The sequence below is a fragment of the Winogradskyella vincentii genome (assembly GCF_020166345.1).
Taxonomy (GTDB): domain Bacteria; phylum Bacteroidota; class Bacteroidia; order Flavobacteriales; family Flavobacteriaceae; genus Winogradskyella; species Winogradskyella vincentii.
Map to the genome: position 1 here is coordinate 515,230 of NZ_JAIUJS010000003.1, position 18,284 is coordinate 533,513.

An 18,284-nucleotide genomic window follows, 5' to 3' on the forward strand; every position below is an offset into this window, starting at 1 on the left:
TACTATAAACTAAGCATCAATTTTTTTACGTTTAAACTCAAAGAAGAGTCCTACGACTAACAAAATACCTAAAACTGCAGAACTGGCCAATGCAATGTTACTACCTGTTTTAACTACTTGAGGTTCAAATTTAAATTCGATTATATGGTTACCTTTTGGTATTGACATCCCTCTTAAAACATAATTTACACGTTGATGAGGGACTTCTTGACCGTCTATTAACGAAATCCAACCTGGCTGGTAATATATCTCTGAAAATACAGCAAAAGCATCATTGCTATTGTTGGTTTCATACTTTAAGTAGTTAGGTTTAAATTCTTTTAACTCTATCGAAGCAATTGAATCTAGTGAATAACTTTCTTTTAAAATATTCGAACTTAATAGTGATTTTTGAATTACTGCCTTCAATTTTGTATCTAAACTATCGAGAGCTTTTATTTCTTCATTAGCAGTTTCAACAATTTCAAATTCCCTAATAAACCAAGCATTACCATTGGTTTCTTTATTTGTATAAGGCAGTACTTGGCCTTGCTCTTCAATGATAATATACTTTGTATTAAGCATGTTTAAGACATTCATGTTGTTTCTATAAACATGAAAATCTAGTAGTTCATTATAACGTCCAAGTTTAGCGGCATGGTAACCAAATAAAGAATTATGGAAATATGCAGCCTTTCCAGGTTGACTCTGACCTTGAGACGACATGTCCAAGACTCTAAAATGACTTTTATCCTTCAATATTTCCTTATCTGCCGCGTTTGCCTGATATGGCATATCAACAATTCGTGCAGATTTAAAATTACTACTATTTACGTATTCTCGATCAACCATAACCAAATCAAACAGAACTAAAATTACAAACACAATTACAACCTTTTTTTCTGAGAGCTTTTCCTTTAAAAAAAGAAATACGGTTCCTGCGGACAGCAAAACTAAAATCAGTGTTCTTAGGGTGTCAGAAGTGAACAATGCTTTTCTATCTTCAATTAGAGCGTCTACGAAGGGCTGACCATAAGCCTGAGCGAATCTATCATCGCGTAATCCTTCAAAATCAAAAAGAGAGGATTTAAATAGTAGAAACACAACACAAAGACCTGCCGTAATAATTACTGTGTATTTTAAATACCTTAATTTCTCTTCATTTTTTTGAAAGTCATTAAACAAACGTACTAATGCAAAAACACCTAGTATAGGCATACATAATTCAAGAATGACCTGTATTGAACTCACTGCTCTAAATTTATTGTACAACGGCACATATTCAATAAAGAAATTAGTAAGGAAATCTAAATTCTTACCGTAGGACAATAGCAATGAAAGAATAGTACCACCAACTAACCACCATTTTAATCTTCCTTTCACTAAAAACAGCCCAAGAACAAATAAGAAAATAATTACTGCGCCAACGTAAGCTGGTGCTTCTACTATTGGCTGATCTCCCCAATACATAGGTGCTTCTCTTGATGCTTCTAATGCTTCAATAGGCGATGCACCAAGATTTACATAAGCTTTGTAAGTTGCGCTTTCCTTTCCGACATCTTCCGAATTTCCACCACCCATAAATTTAGGAATGTAAAGATTAAAGGTTTCCCAAATCCCATAGCTATATTCTGTTATGTATTCGTTAGACAAACCTGTTGAGACCTCCTTTGGTGAACCATCAGGATTAATAGTCAGTTCGCTTTTACCGCGAGTACTTTCCTTGACATATTCTTGAGTGGCCAAAAAGTTGGTGGCATTTAAACCAACAGCAATTATGGCAGCTACAATTAAAATCCCAACAGATTTAAAAAAGTGAGGCACTAGTTTTTTTCTATATGCATCAATGAGATATGTTATTCCTAGTACTAAAACTAACAATAACAGGTAGTAGGTCATTTGAAAATGATTGGCTACAATTTCTAATCCTAGTGCTATTGTGGTTAATAGAAATCCTAAAACATACCTTTTTCTAAAAGTTAATATTATGCCAGCCAATACCATAGGCATGTAGGCAATAGCATGTGCTTTAGAATTATGGCCTACACCAAGAATAATTATCAAATACGTTGAAAACCCAAAGGCTAAGGCACCAAAAGCAGCCAATTTAAAATCAACCTTCAAGCTTAATAATAATATATAAAAACCAAGAAAATACAGAAAAAGGTAATCTGCAGGTCTTGGCAAAAAGCGTAAGGTTAAGTCTAGTTTCTTTATATAGTTATGTGGGTATTTAGCACCTAATTGATAAGTCGGCATACCTCCAAACGCACTATTGGTCCAATAGGTTTCCTCACCCGTTGTTTTTGCAAATTCTTTTTGCTGTTGGGCCATGCCTATATAATGCATGATATCGCTTTGGAAGATCTTTTTACCCTCCAATACTGGGCTAAAGTAAGCCAATGACAAAATAACGAATCCTAGTAAAACAAAAAGATGCGGAAGAAATTTCTTCAAAGAAAACGACATGAATTATGAAAAATTTGAATGATTCTGAAAAGTAGTTATTTTTTTGAAAAGAATTTGATATGACTTACTCTATTTCCTCGTAATCTATATATTCTCCTACTTTATCATTTGAATTTTTAGACTTATTCGGCATTTTATCTATTACAGTCTCACCTTCTTTTCTGCGGTCATTCTGACGATTGTTTTGATTTTGAAAACCACCGAATTGATCTCCAAATCGTTGCTCTGCCTTCTTAGCAACAAAACGCAAAAGTAATGGAGCAAAAATGCGTGACAATATCTTTAATCCAAAATAGATTAGTAAAATAATTAATATAGTTCTCAATAATCCCATTACCGACGCCGTATATATCATATTATCAAATTCTAATCAAAAATACAATTATCATAATTTATAATACGTTATAATTCCCTAAAAAAACTATAAAATATATATATTTGAATTTAAACAAAAACCAATGAAAATTCTCAGATCACTACTTACCTTACTTATTTCATTCAGTTTTTTTACAGCCTTTGGTCAATATACAGAAGTCATAAATTCCAACAGACCAGGTGTCTCAGAAAGTGCATTCTCTGTTGGCACAGGTATTCTTCAATTTGAAGCTGGAGCATTTACCGTTAAAGAAGAGCATACACCCCTTAACTATGAAGTAGGTGGATTTGGACTTGATTTTTCCATTAGATATGGTGTACTGTTTGAACAACTTGAATTTTCACTTGATGGCATTTACCAGAATGATAAAATAACATTTAACAATGCTGCAATCCCTGTAGAAAACAAAAGATCTAATTTTAAAAATTTTACACTAGGCGCTAAATATTTGGTTTATGATCCTTATAAAAATGCGGAAGACGATAAACCAAATCTGTATAGCTATCGTGGAAATAGAAAATTTAAATGGAAATCATTAATCCCTGCTGTGGCGGTTTACGTAGGTGCAAATTATGATAGTGACCCAAACCCGTACACAGCGGCAAGTGTTGAAGGGTTTAGCCCAAAAGTAATGATAGCAACTCAAAATAATTTTAATGGAGGTTGGGTTTTTGTAATGAATTTAATTCAAGACAGAATCGGATCAGATGATTCAATTTTTCAATACATTCTAACATTAACCCATTCATTCAATCCTCAATGGGTTATTTTTGGCGAGGCACAAGGCATTAATAGTGATTTTTATGCTGATAATATTTTTAGAGTCGGTGGCGCCTATCTTTGGGATAAAGATTTTCAATTAGATGCCAATATTGCATTTAATACAAAAGATACACCATCAGTATTTAATATAGCATTTGGTGCGTCGTACCGTTTAGATTTTCATAAAGACAAGAAAATTGATAACGGATATTAGACTAATACCATCTCAACCAACTATATGATTACAATAAAAGAAGTTTCTTCAAAATCGGGCCTTAGAACCTTTGTCAAATTTCCATTTAAACTATATGAGGACTCAAAATTTTGGGTTCCTCCTATTATATCAGAAGAAGTAAAAACTTTTAATAAGGACAAAAACCCTGTATTTAAAGATGCAGATGCTAGGTTTTTCTTGGCTTACAAAGGAAACCAAGTTGTTGGTAGAGTCGCTGCAATTGTAAATTGGTTAGAGATTAAGGGCCAAAAGCAAAAGAAGATGCGTTTCGGTTGGTTTGACTTTATCGATGATTTAGAAGTTAGCAAATCATTGTTGGAAGTTGTTGAGAACATTGGTAGAGAACATAAATTAGACTACGCTGAGGGTCCTGTAGGATTTTCTAATTTAGATAAGGTAGGTGTTATGACTGAAGGATTTGATAGTGTTTCTACTATGATTACTTGGTATAACCATCCATATTATGTTGATCACTATTTAAAGCACGGCTACAAAATAGAAAAAGAATATTCTGAAAGTAAATTTCCATTTAAGAATGTTACGCCCGAAGCCTTTGTAAAGGCTCAGGAGCTTATTAAACGTCGTTATAAACTCAGAGCGCTTAAGTTTACTAAAACCTCAGAAGTAATGCCGTATGCGGATAAAATGTTTGATTTATTCAACGAAAGTTATGCAGCACTTTCATCATTTGTTGAAATCACAGATATCCAAAAAGAGTATTTCAAGAAAAAATTTATAAGTTTTGTGAATCCTGAATACATAAAATTTGTGGTAGATGCTGACGACAATCTCATTGGATTTGCAATTGTTATGCCTCGATTTGCAGAAGCATTACAAAAAGCTAAGGGTAGAATATTTCCGTTTGGCTTTCGACATATATTAAAAGCTAAGAAGAAAAGTAAAGATGTTATTTTCTACCTAATAGGTATTCATCCAGATTACCAAAACAAGGGTGTTCACGCAGTTATTTTCAATGAATATTATGAGACGTTTAAAGCAAAAGGTATCGAATATTGTTATAGAACTCCAGAGTTAGAGGATAATGAGGCAATACATAAAATTTGGAAACATTTTGACACTGTGGTTTATAAACGACGAAAGACTTTTAAAAAATATTTATATTAAAATGAAAAAGACCTTGTATTCCAAGGTCTTTTATTTTTATGATGATAAAGTAATGATTACTCTCCCATTGCAGCGATTAGAGCTGCAGACATTCTTTTATATGTTCCGTTTGTTAAACGTTCTCTAATTGCATCAAACGCATCTAAAGTTAGTTTAACATCTTCCAAAGTATGGGTTGCTGTAGGTATCATTCTCAACAAAATCAATCCCTTTGGAATAACAGGATAAACAACAATGGAACAGAAAATACCATGATTCTCTCTTAAATCTCTTACCAATGCCATTGCCTCTGGTATACTACCCTTTAAATAAACGGGAGTAACACAACTTTGAGTTGTACCTATATCAAATCCTCTTTCTTTTAATCCTGATTGCAATGCGTCTACAATAGTCCAAAGGTTTTGCTTTAACTCTGGCATTGTTTTTAGCATTTCTAAACGCTTTAATGCACCTACCACTAGTTGCATTTGTAATGATTTTGCAAACATTTGAGAGCGCAGATTATATTTCAAATAATCTATTATTTCCTGATCAGCAGCTATAAAAGCTCCGGTACTGGCCATAGATTTTGCAAATGTTGCAAAATACACATCAATCTCGTCTTGCACACCTTGTTCTTCACCCGCACCAGCACCTGTTGCACCTAAAGTACCGAAACCATGCGCATCATCAACAAGGAACCTGAAATTAAACTTTTTCTTAAGCTCAACGATTTCCTTCAATCTACCTTGCTCACCTCTCATTCCAAATACTCCTTCAGAAATTACAAGAATTCCTCCTCCAGTCTGCTCAGCCATCTTTGTAGCTCTCTCAAGATTCTTTTCTAAACTAGCAACATCATTGTGCTTGTAGGTAAATCTTTTGCCCATGTGTAAACGAACACCATCTATGATACATGCATGAGCATCAACATCATACACTATAATATCGTCTTTAGCCACTAAAGCATCAATTGTAGACATGATACCTTGATAACCAAAATTTAAAAGATAGGCTGCTTCTTTATTAACAAACTCAGCAAGTTCATTTTGTAATTGTTCATGTAATTCAGTATGACCAGACATCATTCTGGCACCCATTGGATAGGCTGAGCCATATTGCTTGGCAGCTTCCGCATCAACTTTTCTTACTTCTGGATGATTGGCTAAACCAAGGTAATCGTTAATACTCCATGTAATAACCTCTTTACCTTGAAAATTCATTCTATTAGAGATTTGACCTTCTAATTTAGGAAACACAAAATAACCTTCTGCCTGAGATGCCCATTTACCTAAAGGACCCTTATCTCTATAAATTTTCTCAAATAAATCTTTCATTAGTTACGTTTGCCATTAATCGTTTAAATAGTGCTTTTCAATCACATAAATAAACTCTTAAAGTTTAGTTAATTTAATCTTGTTAGTTCGTGCAAAATTAGTTAATAATATTATGACAGCATAATTTATTTTTATTGACTATTCACACTGTTTTCAACATAAAAAAACCTATCACAGTATTACCATGATAGGCTTTATCTATTATTAAAATAAATTTATTTTATATACTCTATTGTAGTATGTACTTCATGCTTACTATCAAAGAATCCTTGATCTTCCATCCATTTATCGCTATAGACCTTGCTCATATATCTTGAACCATGGTCTGGGAAAACCACAACAACCTTATCAGTTGATTTGAATTCTCCTTCTTCATTTAATTGTTTGATTGCCTGCATCGCGGCACCACTCGTATATCCTACAAAAAGTCCTTCTGTATTAGAAATTTCTCTTGCTGTATGGGCACTTTCTTCATCTGTTACCTTGACAAACTTATCAATTGCATCAAAATCTGTTGCAGTTGGAATTAAATTTTTGCCTAATCCTTCAATTCTATATGGATAAATCTCTTTGTCATCAAATTCTCTGGTTTCATGGTATTTTTTCAATACCGAACCATAGGCATCAACGCCAATTATCTTAATATTAGGATTTTGCTCTTTCAAATATTTGGCAATCCCTGAAATAGTTCCACCAGTTCCACTACAAGCCACAAGGTGTGTTATTTCACCTTCGGTCTGATCCCAAATTTCCGGACCTGTTGTGTTGTAGTGTGCATCAATATTCAATTGATTAAAATATTGATTTATATAAATAGAACCCTTGATTTCTTCATGAAGGCGTTTTGCAACTTGATAGTAAGATCTAGGATCATCTGCATTAACATGGGCAGGGCAAACATATACTTTTGCTCCCATTGACTTTAACATATCAATTTTATCCGCAGAAGACTTTGAACTCACCGCAAGAATGCATTCATATCCTTTAATTATGCTTACCATAGCGATACTAAAACCAGTGTTACCAGATGTAGTTTCAATTATAGTATCACCAGGAGTTAAAATTCCTTGTCGCTCTGCTTCTTCAATAATGTGTAGTGCTATTCTATCTTTAGAGGAGTGACCTGGATTAAAAGCTTCTACTTTCGCGTAAAAATCACCGTCGAAATCGGCAGTCATCTTGTTTAATTTGATTAAGGGTGTACTACCAATCAGCTGTAGTACGTTATCAAATACATTTTTGTTTTTACTCATAAATGCTATTTATCGCTCACCAATTTAACAAATTGATGACTTAAACCTCGCAAAAGTAACATTTTTTTTTAAATCAGCCCCTTATTCCTTCAAGATCTAATAGGAAAGCAAATTCTTCTGCATCTTCTCTTAGACTCTCAAATCGGCCAGAAGCACCGCCATGTCCTGCATCCATATTGGTTCTTAGGTACAGCTGATTAGAATCTGTTTTCAACTCTCTTAATTTGGCAACCCATTTTGTTGGTTCCCAATATTGTACTTGAGAATCATGCAAACCTGAAGTTACAAGCATATGAGGGTATTTTTTTGCTTCTACATTGTCATATGGCGAATAAGATTTCATATAGTCATAATATAACTTATCATTAGGGTTTCCCCATTCATCATATTCACCTGTAGTAAGTGGTATAGAATCATCTAGCATTGTGGTGATAACATCTACAAAAGGAACTGCCGCAATTACTCCATTATATAATTCTGGTGCCTCATTGATAACAGCACCAATTAATAGTCCACCTGCACTACCTCCCATTGCATATAAATGTTTAGATGATGTAAATCTTTGTTTTATTAGCTCAATTGAACAATTTATGAAATCTGAAAATGAATTTTTCTTATTAAGCAACTTACCATCTTCATACCATGGCCTTCCTAGATATTCTCCACCCCGCACATGAGCTATCGCATAAATAAATCCTCTATCTAATAAACTCAGTCTAATAGTTGAAAAATATGGGTCTACTGTAGAACCATAACTTCCATAAGCATATTGCAACAATGGATTTTTTCCATTTTTTTTAATCCCTTTTTTATATACAATTGAAATTGGAATCTTAGCTCCGTCTTCTGCCTTGGCCCAGATTCTTTCTGATATATAATTTTCTTTTTTGAATTTACCTCCTAAGACTTCCTGTTCTTTTAAAACTATCTTTGATTTGGTTTTTAGATTATATTCTATAATAGAAGCAGGTGTTGTTAAGGAATTGTATCCATATCTTAAGACATCAGTATCAAATTCAATATTAGTAGTAGTGTAGCATGTATACGTCTCATTATCAAAAGGTAAATAATAGTCCTCATGATTATCCCAACGTTTTATCCTTATTTGGTTTAAGCCATTGCTCCGTTCACTAATTACCAAATAATCCTTAAAAATATCTATGTTTTCAATTAAAACATCATTTCGGTGAGAAACTACATCTTCCCATTTTTCAATGGAAGTATCATGTATTGAAGTTTTCATTAATTTGAAGTTGGTAGAATTGTCTTTATTAGTCAGAACGAAAAAATGATCCTTGTAATGAGAAATACTGTATTCTACACCTCTTATTCTTTCTTGAAATAATTGAAACTTACCCTCTGGTTTATCAGCATCTAAAATATGATATTCGTTAGTTAATGTACTGTAACAAGCAATGATGATATATCTTCTTGATTTGGTCTTGTAAACTGTAACACCAAATGTAGTATCACCTTCTTCAAATAACAAGTCATCCTGATTATCTCCGAGCTTGTGCTTGTAGATTTGATGTGCTCTTAAGGTAACTTGATCCTTCTTTGTATAGAAGATTGTTTTATTATCATTTGCCCAACTGGATGAACCAGTTGTGCTTTCCATTGAATCCTTAAGAATCTCTCGAGTAACTAAATTTTTTATATAAATCGTATATTGACGTCTACCTGTTAGATCAATTCCATAGGACACCAATTTATTGTCTGGGCTAATACTTATACCAACAATTTTGAAATAATTATGCCCTTCTGCCATTTCATTGCAATCAAAAAGGAGTTCCTCAGGGTTATCTAGAGAATCTTTTTTTCGAGTATAAATGGGATAATCTTTGCCTTTCTCAAACTTTGTGATATACCAGTAACCATTGTATTTATAAGGCACAGACGAATCATCTTCTTTTATTCTAGCCTTCATTTCTATGAATAAACTTTCTTGAAATTCCTTTGTATGAGACATTTTCTCATCACAATAATTATTTTCAGCCTTTAAGTAATCAATTACCTCTTTATTTTCTCTTTCATTCATCCAAAAGTAGTTGTCGATTCGCACATCACCATGCATTTCTAATCTCTGTGGCTTTTTCTTCGCTATTGGATAAATTGAATTTGATTTCTTTAACATTGCTTTATAATTATTTAGACTAGAAAAGTTGGGCAATTTACTAATTTTGTACTCCACAATATAAAATTGAAGAATATGTTTGGAGATATGATGGGTATGATGAATAAACTTAAAGAAGCCCAAAAGAAAGTTGAAGAAACAAAAGAGCGATTAAATACAGTACTTCTTGATCAGTCGAGCAATGACAATAAACTCTCTGTTACGATTACTGCAAACCGTACTATAAAATCATTAAGAATAGACGATGAACTACTTGAAGACAAAGAAATGCTTGAAGATTACCTAATCTTAACTTTAAATAAAGCAATAGAAAAGGCTTCAAAAGTCAATGAAGCTGAATTGGCTGCTGTTGCGAAAGAAGGTATGCCTAATATACCAGGAATGGATATGTTTAAATAAAAGGATACTAAAATTTTAGACTCTTTAAAATTTTTAAATGAGAATCGTGCATCTCATCTATATAATCTAAATGCGTAACCATTCTTAATTTGTTGCTACCCATACCTATTATATGAATATTTTTTTCAGTTAAAGTATTTAAAAAGTCTTTTTCGCTTACAGAATCTTTTAGTTCAAAAATTATGATATTTGTTTCAATAGGTTCAACCTTTTTAATAAAGGTTAATGATTCTAAAACTTCACCTATTTCTTTGGCTTTTAAATGATCTTGCTTCAAGCGCTCAATATTGTTGTCTAGAGCATATAATCCTGCTGCTGCCAAATAACCAACTTGGCGCATACCACCACCAAATATTTTTCTTATTCTAATGGCGTGTTGCATCAACTCATTATTTCCAATCAAGACAGATCCAATAGGACAACCAAGACCTTTGCTGAGACAAACTGAAATGGTGTCGAATAATTCACCATATTTCTTTGGTTTATGATCTAATGTCACCAACGCATTCCACAGCCTTGCGCCATCCAAGTGATATCCAAGATTATGTTTATGAGCTACTTCCCTAATTTTCTTAAGTTCTTCAAAATCCCAACATGCACCGCCTCCTTTATTGGTGGTATTTTCTACCTCAATTAACGAGGTTAATGGGCTATGATAAAAATCCGGTGGGTTTATAGAAGCTTCTGCTTGTTGAGCTGTAAACATTCCTCTATCCCCATCAACAAGTTTGCAAGATATTCCACTGTTAAATGATGCCCCTCCTCCTTCGTAATTATATATATGTGCATATTTATCACAAATAACTTGTTCTCCAGGGTTTGTGTGTAATTTCAATGCTGCTTGATTTGCCATACTTCCAGTAGGAAAAAACAAGGCCCTATCCATCCCAAACATACTTGCAAGCTTTTCCTCTAAGGCATTAACTGTGGGATCTTCTTTATATACATCATCTCCAACTTCTGCGTTTAACATGGCATTTAACATGCCTTTAGACGGCTTGGTTACAGTATCGCTTCTTAAATCTATAATCATTTTTGGTTAAGGTTTTTTCAAAAATACTTTTTATTACAAAACTGAATAAATTCTAATATTTTTTTTCCAGGTAGTTTTGTTACTTATGTCGATGAATTTTGGCGTTAATCTATTTAACCTAAAAATGCATGTTTTCAACCAGTTTATTGTGTGTTAAAATTAATATAAAATAACTTTGAAAATAATGCTATTAATCATTTATACAATTAATTAATTATGAAACATTTTACTAAACTAACGCTATTAGCCTTGCTAGTGGTATTCGCGTCGTGTCAAAACGAATCAGTACAAGAAGACGCACCAGAACAAGCCTTATTGAGATTTAAAGATGGACAAGTTGTCTCAGATGGTGAAGAGGACAAAGAATTAATGTTCGACGGAGAAAGTGAAATACTGAGATCTTCTAAGGATTCTTTTAGTACAAAAACAAGTAACTGTACACCAGATCTTTTAGATACAGGTCTTAATTCATCTGTAAATATTGATGTTGTAAATAAACCTGGAACAGGAGGTTATTTTGATATTTCCTTAGATGGGGGTGAGATCATCCAAGCCTATTGTGCAGATCAGCAACCAAGTTTAGGTGTTAATGATGACGGTTTAGATTTCAGTGTTGTGTCAACCTATGATGATGGCCAACTTCAAGGTTCTGGGCAGTTTGCGAGTGTATTTGCAAATCCGCAAAATTTTGATAAAGTTAACTGGATGTTGAATAATATTGATATCAGTGAAGGGTCAGAATATACATATGGTCATGTGCAATATGCTATTTGGAAATTAATTGAAGGAGCAGACAATTTTGTAAATGACTTCCCTTTGTATCTTACAAACCCAACAAATAATTGGAATAGTGACGATATAATCAAAGCTGAAGAAATCTACGATATGGCTATCGCAAACGGTGAAGGTTTTGAACCTGGTTGTGGTGAAATGTTAGGATTAGTATTGATTCCAGCTAATTTTGAAGTAGTACAGTCAATTTTAATTTCTAGAGAAATTCCGGACGAAGAAGATTGTGAAACTACTACCCTAACGGATGGTGATTGTACAGGTTGCGATGCGAGTATGTCCGTAACTTATTCTTGCGACTGCCAATGTGTAGAGGTCAGTGCTTGTAAAGACTTATCAAATATAGTTTTATTAACCGCAGATGGCACTGAAGTAAAATACGAAGATCTAGAGGGTCAAACAGCCAATTTATGTTCACCTGATGGATCTCCGATTGTTAGTGTATGGGTAAAAGCAGGATGTTTTAGAAGTGGAGATGGACCAGGCTACGGACGTAGATTTGACAATCCAAATCCAGATTGTTCTGTACCTGAAGAAGAATGTGAAGACTGTTTGGGTAAAGTTACGGACCTAACACTAAACTGGGATTGGCATAATGATTATCGAGTGAAAGTTTACCAACGTCGTGGGAATACACGTTACGCAAGAAAAATATTTGACCAAGTAGTTGGTCCGAATGAAGATTTCACGATTGAAGGTGCTAATTCAAATGGTACATTTGGAAAATGGGTTTATATATTTGTAGGAAATTGCTACTACACCAAAATTAAGACAAACTGTCACATTAATATTGGCCCAGGCTACAGACGAGGTGTCATTGAAGTCGTTAGCGGGCAGAGTTCTCTTGGTGGAGAATTATGTGAATATGAACCTCCTCACAGCTGGTGTTGGTGGTGGTAATCACATAAAAATTTATAAAGTATATAAAAAGAGGTGCAATTATGCACCTCTTTTTTAATATAATGGTTACTAAATTATTTATTTATGCTTGAGATAAAACATTCTTCATACGCCAAATAAATTTATTAATTGTAGTTAATGGATCCTTCATTACAAACCTGATCGGTGAACAACTCCACAAATATTTGAGTTTAATTAAGCGGAAAGGATTATGTTTCAAATGAATAAAAAGACCCTTTAAACTTAAAAAATTACTGTTGTTATAGGAATCAAGTGGTTTAATATCTTTGTTTAAACATAAAAGACAATATAAGTATGGGAAATTAACTCCATATAATGCAGACAATTCTGTATTAACCCAAAATCTTGGATTTATTTCAATAATCTTAAATGCTTTGTCATTTATGTCAAATCTGCAATCTATATTCGCTACTCCCGACCAATCAAGACTTTTCATTAAATTATCAATTGTATTTAGTAATTGTTCGTCATTAATAAAATTAAATCCCAATTGATATGATCTGTTTTTTTTATCAGTAACACTACTTCTTTTTTGCATAGTATGAAACAATATATCTCCATTCTTACAAAGCACATTACAACTAACGTCAAAACCTACAATATGTTCTTGGAAAAGTATGGCACATCCATATGAATTTTTTTCAAGGTATTTCACGGCATCATTCTGCGAAGAAATTAATTTTACTCCTCGTCCAGCATTAAAACCAACTACAGGTTTTGCAATTAATGGAAAATCTATTTTTTTTGAATTATTGAAATTTCCATCCATCGATATAAAACCCTTAGGAGTTGGTATATTATTACTTTCCATATGCTCATAAAGAGAATATTTATTTCTAGCAATATCAAAATTCTCAAGACTCGGTAATAGACATAATTTATCTTTATGTCTTAGAAAGGTTTTATTCTTTATTAACTTTCTAAACCCTATTTCAAAAACTGGAATTATTAAGTCTATATTATATCTTTCTACTAGTTCATTTATTGATTCAACCCATTCCCTTTCATCCGTTTCTTCCTTGAAAATAAATTTTTCAATGAATCTTGAATATTTCATGTAGTGGTTTTTAGATGAAGACAAAACGTAAATTGTAATGTTTGATTGAAGGGACAAGCTATATACAACATTCAATAGCATATTGTCTTCTCCATCAGGTATAAGTACAGAAATATCTCGTAATTTTTCGTCCATTAAACTGTGGAGCTGTGTTTTAAAGTGAAGTTTTAAGAATTGTAATTAATAGCAAGAGTAAAACTAGTCAATATAAGTGCAAATACCACTTCCAATAGGTGAACCGTCCGGTATTTTCGGTGTAGGTGTTAGTTTGAACTTATCAGGATGTGATTTAAACTCACTAATCAATTTCATATATTGTCTAGCATAAGGCACAGATTTTTTCTTGTCTTGTAATAACGGTATTACATCATTGATCGCCTGATTAGATTTAGCCTTAACCTGAAAGAAGGTTTTATCATTGACAGCTAAATTCATCATGTATTTCAACACATTGATGTTTATTTGATGCTGTACTTCTGAATAATAACTATCCTCATGTTTGGCACCAAATGTAGATTGAATTAATGCCTTCAAAACATTGTCTAATGAGAGTTGATTTTCATCTAAACTTTTCTGAACAATTAGTCTATTTGCACGTTCTGGATGTAATAGCAATTTTAAAGTCATGTCACTAGCTGTATTTACTGCACTAAATGGATCGAATGCTACTCCAGTTTGTCCTTTAAAAGATTCACGTGTACGATTATAACCATATGCTCTTGGCGGAAACATGCCAAGTTTATCCTTAGGAATCGCAAGCGATTCAACATTTAATGTATTAATTATAGCATTTAAAGTCTGTTCTTGTATTTCTGCATCAACTCTTTTTGATGTGAATTGCCCATCACTTTTCACGGCATAATTATAATCTAATCCACCTATAACTTTTGTCGCCGCTTCAACTTGATATCTGTGATAAAAATATAAAGGCACAAATACATCCTCTAAAACAGAATAAGGTTCAAAATCTTTAATGTTGTCTCCAGAAAAATTACGTATGGCTAATTCCCGCACTTTCATCACTTCAGAAAGCCCTTGATGTGGTAATTTACCATTATCCCATAAATGCGCTAATGCATGAGCACCACCAATAGCTCTTGCATCACTATCCGAGATAAACCGTAACCCATCATTCTTGGCGTTTTCTAAAATGACATTCAAAGCCTCAGTTTCATTTATTGTTTTATCAAACTCAGAATAACTATAGGCAACCGTTACTTTATCCCACTCTCCTATCCCTTTGTCATAAGCATCGCTAAAATCAATAGTATTATTCTTTACAAAAACATTTGGGTGCGGATAATCCATTACAGAAGCCCTATCACTAGTACTTGAGGCAAAATTATGAGTAAACCCTAGGGTATGTCCAATTTCATGTGCACTCAATTGTCGTATTCTCGCCAATGCTAATTCTAACATTGGTTCATAATTATCGTCACTTATAGCGTACGGATTATTCATTAAAGCCTGGGCAATCATAAAATCTTGACGTATTCGCAAACTTCCTAAACTAACATGACCTTTAATAATCTCACCTGTACGAGGATCGACTACACTTGCACCATAACTCCAGCCTCTGGTACTCCTATGTACCCATTGTATAACATTGTATCTACAATCCATTGGATCAGCGCCTTCAGGCAACATATTCACTTGAAAAGCATTTTTAAAGCCTGCTGATTCAAATGCTTCATTCCACCATGCACCACCTTCTAAAAGCGCAGACCGAACTGGCTCTGGTGTTCCTGGATCTAAATAATAAACAATTGGCTCTTTCGCTTCACTTTTTGCCAAATCTGGAAATTTCTTCTCTAACCTATGACGAATAATAAAACGCTTTTTGATACTTTCTTGAACAGGTGTTGCATAGTCCATATAAGAAATCGATATGGCTCCACTTCTTGTGTCAAAAACCCTTGGCTTATAGTTATTATCTGGCAACTTAATAAATGAATGGTGTTGAATAACAGAAACAATTGAAGGCGTAGGTGTTACAGTTTTCAGGTTTTTCCCTATTGGTTGCCCAGTATAGGTTATCAGAGCTTCAAATTCCACATTTTCAGGAAAGGCTTTGGTACTATTCAATTCTATAGCACTTCTCGTCTTATCTAACTTAAAATTACCTTCCTTTTTACTTTTTAATCTGTTTATAACACCATGGGTATCCTGCATTAGAAATGGTGTAAAATCAACAATATAACCATCAGTATCGGAAAGTATTTTAAAACCAAACAATACAGATTTGGCAAAAGCTTGTTCAATACTTTTCCGTTCTAACTCATTCTCAGTGTTGGCACGATACTTTAAATTTGGTTGAATCAACAACAACTTATTGCCGGCTTTTTGAAAATAAACCAGTCGCTCATTACCTAGTTGACCGCGATCTAACCCTATGTCATTGCTACCAATACCAGAGGCAAGAGAATTTACATAGAGAAATTCTTTATTTAAGTTTTCAACTTTTAAATAAATCTTGTCTGTACTTTCTTCATAATAAAAATCAAAATAGCCTTCGAATGTTTGTAAATTCTTTTTGTTTAAAATTTGAGCGTTAATGGTAAAGTTAATTGCAATAAAACCGAGTAGAAATAATATTTTATTCATATAAATAGATGTAGCCTATAAAACTAATGAAATTCAAAAAAACAGCATAAAATTATGGCACTTTATTAGAGCAACTTATATTTGTCAAAATAGTAATTGTATATGATAACATCAGATCAAATTAAAGATCTAAATACACGCCTAGCTAAGTTAAGGCAATATCTTTGACTTAGATGCTAAGTTGATAGAAATCGCCAACGAGGAAGAACAAACCTTCGACCCAAATTTTTGGAACGATTCAAAAAAAGCAGAGCAAGTGATGCGCTCTTTAAGAGAAAAGAAAAGCTGGGTTAAGGATTTTGAAACTGCACACACGTTTTATGAAGACCTTGAGGTCATTTACGAATTCTACAAGGAAGATGAGGCTCCAATGGAAAACGTTGAAGCTCGATTTAGCAAGGCAATAGAAGCCATTGAAAAGCTCGAATTTAAAAACATGCTTTCAGAAGAAGGTGATAGTCTTAGTGCGGTTTTGCAAATTACAGCAGGCGCAGGTGGTACGGAAAGCTGTGACTGGGCCAGTATGTTAATGCGCATGTACTTGATGTATGCAGAGAAAAATGGATATAAAGTAAAAGAATTAAACCATCAAGAAGGAGATGTTGCTGGTATAAAAACAGTAACATTGGAAATAGAAGGCGACTACGCTTTTGGTTGGTTAAAAGGAGAAAATGGAGTTCATCGCTTAGTAAGAATTTCCCCTTTCGATAGTAATGCTAAACGTCATACAAGTTTTGCTTCAGTATACGTCTACCCTATGGTTGATGATTCTATTGAGGTTGAAATAAATCCAGCTGATATTGAAATTACAACAGCTCGTTCAAGTGGTGCGGGAGGACAAAATGTAAATAAGGTTGAAACAAAGGTTCAACTTTTGCATAAGCCAACCGGAATTCAGATTCAGTGTTCAGAAACTAGATCTCAACACGATAATCGAGCTAGAGCTTTGCAAATGTTAAAATCTCAGTTGTACGAGATTGAACTACAGAAACAAATGACGCAAAGAGATGATATTGAAGCTGGTAAGATGAAAATTGAATGGGGAAGCCAAATTAGAAACTATGTGATGCATCCATATAAATTGGTGAAAGACGTCAGATCTGGTCACGAAACCGGTAATGTTGATGACGTAATGGACGGTAATATTGAGCCGTTTTTAAAATCTTATCTTATGATGATGGGACAAAAAGAAGAAGATAATAACACAATATAAATGAACAAGATAGATACCATTATTTTTGATTTAGGAGGTGTTCTAATCGATTGGAATCCTGAGTATGTCTATTTGGATGTATTCAAAGGAGATCGCCAGAAAATGAAATGGTTCTTTGATAACATCTGTACCAACGATTGGAATGAAAATCAAGACGCAGGCTATCCTTTACAACTGGCAACTGAAGAAAGAGTAGCCATGTTTCCAAAACACGAAGAAATCATTAGAATGTATTACGGCAGATGGGTCGAAATGCTTGGAGATTCAATTGAAGGTACTGTGAAAATATTGAGGGCGTTAATAGATAATCCAAATTACAAAGTAGTTGCACTAACTAATTGGAGTCATGAAACTTTTCCAATAGCATTAGACCGTTTTGATTTTTTACATTGGTTCGAAGGCATTGTTGTTTCTGGTGAAGAAAAAACAAGAAAACCTTTTAAAGATATCTATGAAATAACCTTGAATAGGTTTGATATTACGGCACAAAATTCAATTTTTATTGATGACAATCTAAGAAATATTAATGCTGCGAAAGAATTAGGCATAAATGGCATACATTTTGAAAACCCTAAAGCATTGATTAAAGAATTAAGTAACTACACAATTAATATCTAAT

14 protein-coding genes are annotated in these 18,284 nt (G+C 33.5%); 6 read left to right on the forward strand and 8 right to left on the reverse strand.

The genetic code is table 11. The features are described 5' to 3' along the window. Positions 1-9: 9 nt before the first annotated feature. Both LBV24_RS08220 and LBV24_RS08225 read right to left on the reverse strand, forming a co-directional pair. A complete protein-coding gene (locus LBV24_RS08220; RefSeq protein ID WP_224478164.1) occupies positions 10-2,448 on the reverse strand; it encodes a YfhO family protein in 2,439 nt (812 codons plus the stop codon). Positions 2,449-2,512: 64 nt separating this feature from the next. Beyond that, positions 2,513-2,803 (reverse strand): DUF4834 family protein, encoded by a 291-nt coding sequence (locus LBV24_RS08225; RefSeq protein ID WP_224478165.1) that lies wholly within the window; start codon positions 2,801-2,803, stop codon positions 2,513-2,515. Between the two features lie 103 nt (positions 2,804-2,906). Between LBV24_RS08225 and LBV24_RS08230 the strand changes: the two genes are divergently transcribed. Together LBV24_RS08230 and LBV24_RS08235 are read left to right on the forward strand one after the other, a co-directional pair. Continuing rightward, positions 2,907-3,800 carry a transporter gene (locus LBV24_RS08230; RefSeq protein WP_224478166.1) on the forward strand — a complete coding sequence of 298 codons (894 nt, stop codon included), beginning with the start codon at positions 2,907-2,909 and terminating at the stop codon, positions 3,798-3,800. Between the two features lie 24 nt (positions 3,801-3,824). Further along, positions 3,825-4,946 (forward strand): GNAT family N-acetyltransferase, encoded by a 1,122-nt coding sequence (locus LBV24_RS08235; protein ID WP_224478167.1) that lies wholly within the window; start codon positions 3,825-3,827, stop codon positions 4,944-4,946. A 56-nt stretch (positions 4,947-5,002) separates the two neighbouring features. Here the strand turns inward: LBV24_RS08235 and LBV24_RS08240 are convergent, their stop codons facing one another. The 3 genes from LBV24_RS08240 to LBV24_RS08250 form a co-directional block, all read right to left on the reverse strand. Continuing rightward, complete coding sequence (locus tag LBV24_RS08240; protein WP_224478168.1) at positions 5,003-6,262, reverse strand: aminotransferase class I/II-fold pyridoxal phosphate-dependent enzyme; 1,260 nt, start codon at positions 6,260-6,262, stop codon at positions 5,003-5,005. Positions 6,263-6,477: 215 nt separating this feature from the next. Next, positions 6,478-7,515 carry a PLP-dependent cysteine synthase family protein gene (locus tag LBV24_RS08245; RefSeq protein ID WP_224478169.1) on the reverse strand — a complete coding sequence of 346 codons (1,038 nt, stop codon included), beginning with the start codon at positions 7,513-7,515 and terminating at the stop codon, positions 6,478-6,480. Positions 7,516-7,588: 73 nt separating this feature from the next. Further along, positions 7,589-9,649, reverse strand: coding sequence for a S9 family peptidase (locus LBV24_RS08250; RefSeq protein WP_224478170.1), 2,061 nt, complete (start codon positions 9,647-9,649; stop codon positions 7,589-7,591). A gap of 75 nt (positions 9,650-9,724) precedes the next feature. Between LBV24_RS08250 and LBV24_RS08255 the strand changes: the two genes are divergently transcribed. Further along, positions 9,725-10,048, forward strand: coding sequence for a YbaB/EbfC family nucleoid-associated protein (locus LBV24_RS08255; protein WP_224478171.1), 324 nt, complete (start codon positions 9,725-9,727; stop codon positions 10,046-10,048). Positions 10,049-10,055: 7 nt separating this feature from the next. Here the strand turns inward: LBV24_RS08255 and LBV24_RS08260 are convergent, their stop codons facing one another. After that, positions 10,056-11,081 (reverse strand): threonine aldolase family protein, encoded by a 1,026-nt coding sequence (locus LBV24_RS08260; protein ID WP_224478172.1) that lies wholly within the window; start codon positions 11,079-11,081, stop codon positions 10,056-10,058. Between the two features lie 216 nt (positions 11,082-11,297). Between LBV24_RS08260 and LBV24_RS08265 the strand changes: the two genes are divergently transcribed. After that, a complete protein-coding gene (locus LBV24_RS08265; RefSeq protein WP_224478173.1) occupies positions 11,298-12,770 on the forward strand; it encodes a hypothetical protein in 1,473 nt (490 codons plus the stop codon). Positions 12,771-12,852: 82 nt separating this feature from the next. Here the strand turns inward: LBV24_RS08265 and LBV24_RS08270 are convergent, their stop codons facing one another. Next, complete coding sequence (locus LBV24_RS08270) at positions 12,853-13,983, reverse strand: ATP-grasp domain-containing protein (protein WP_224478174.1); 1,131 nt, start codon at positions 13,981-13,983, stop codon at positions 12,853-12,855. A 63-nt stretch (positions 13,984-14,046) separates the two neighbouring features. After that, positions 14,047-16,452 (reverse strand): zinc-dependent metalloprotease, encoded by a 2,406-nt coding sequence (locus LBV24_RS08275; protein WP_224478175.1) that lies wholly within the window; start codon positions 16,450-16,452, stop codon positions 14,047-14,049. A 102-nt stretch (positions 16,453-16,554) separates the two neighbouring features. Here LBV24_RS08275 and prfB point away from each other — a divergent pair. Both prfB and LBV24_RS08285 read left to right on the forward strand, forming a co-directional pair. Further along, positions 16,555-17,665 (forward strand): peptide chain release factor 2 gene (gene prfB / locus LBV24_RS08280; RefSeq protein WP_224478176.1). Its coding sequence is split into 2 segments (ribosomal slippage): positions 16,555-16,617 and positions 16,619-17,665, totalling 1,110 coding nucleotides; the frame shifts between segments, so codons are not numbered across the junction. Further along, entirely contained in the window at positions 17,666-18,283 is a 618-nt protein-coding gene (locus tag LBV24_RS08285; RefSeq protein ID WP_224478177.1) for an HAD family hydrolase, read from the forward strand. The last annotated feature ends 1 nt before the right edge of the window (position 18,284 follow it).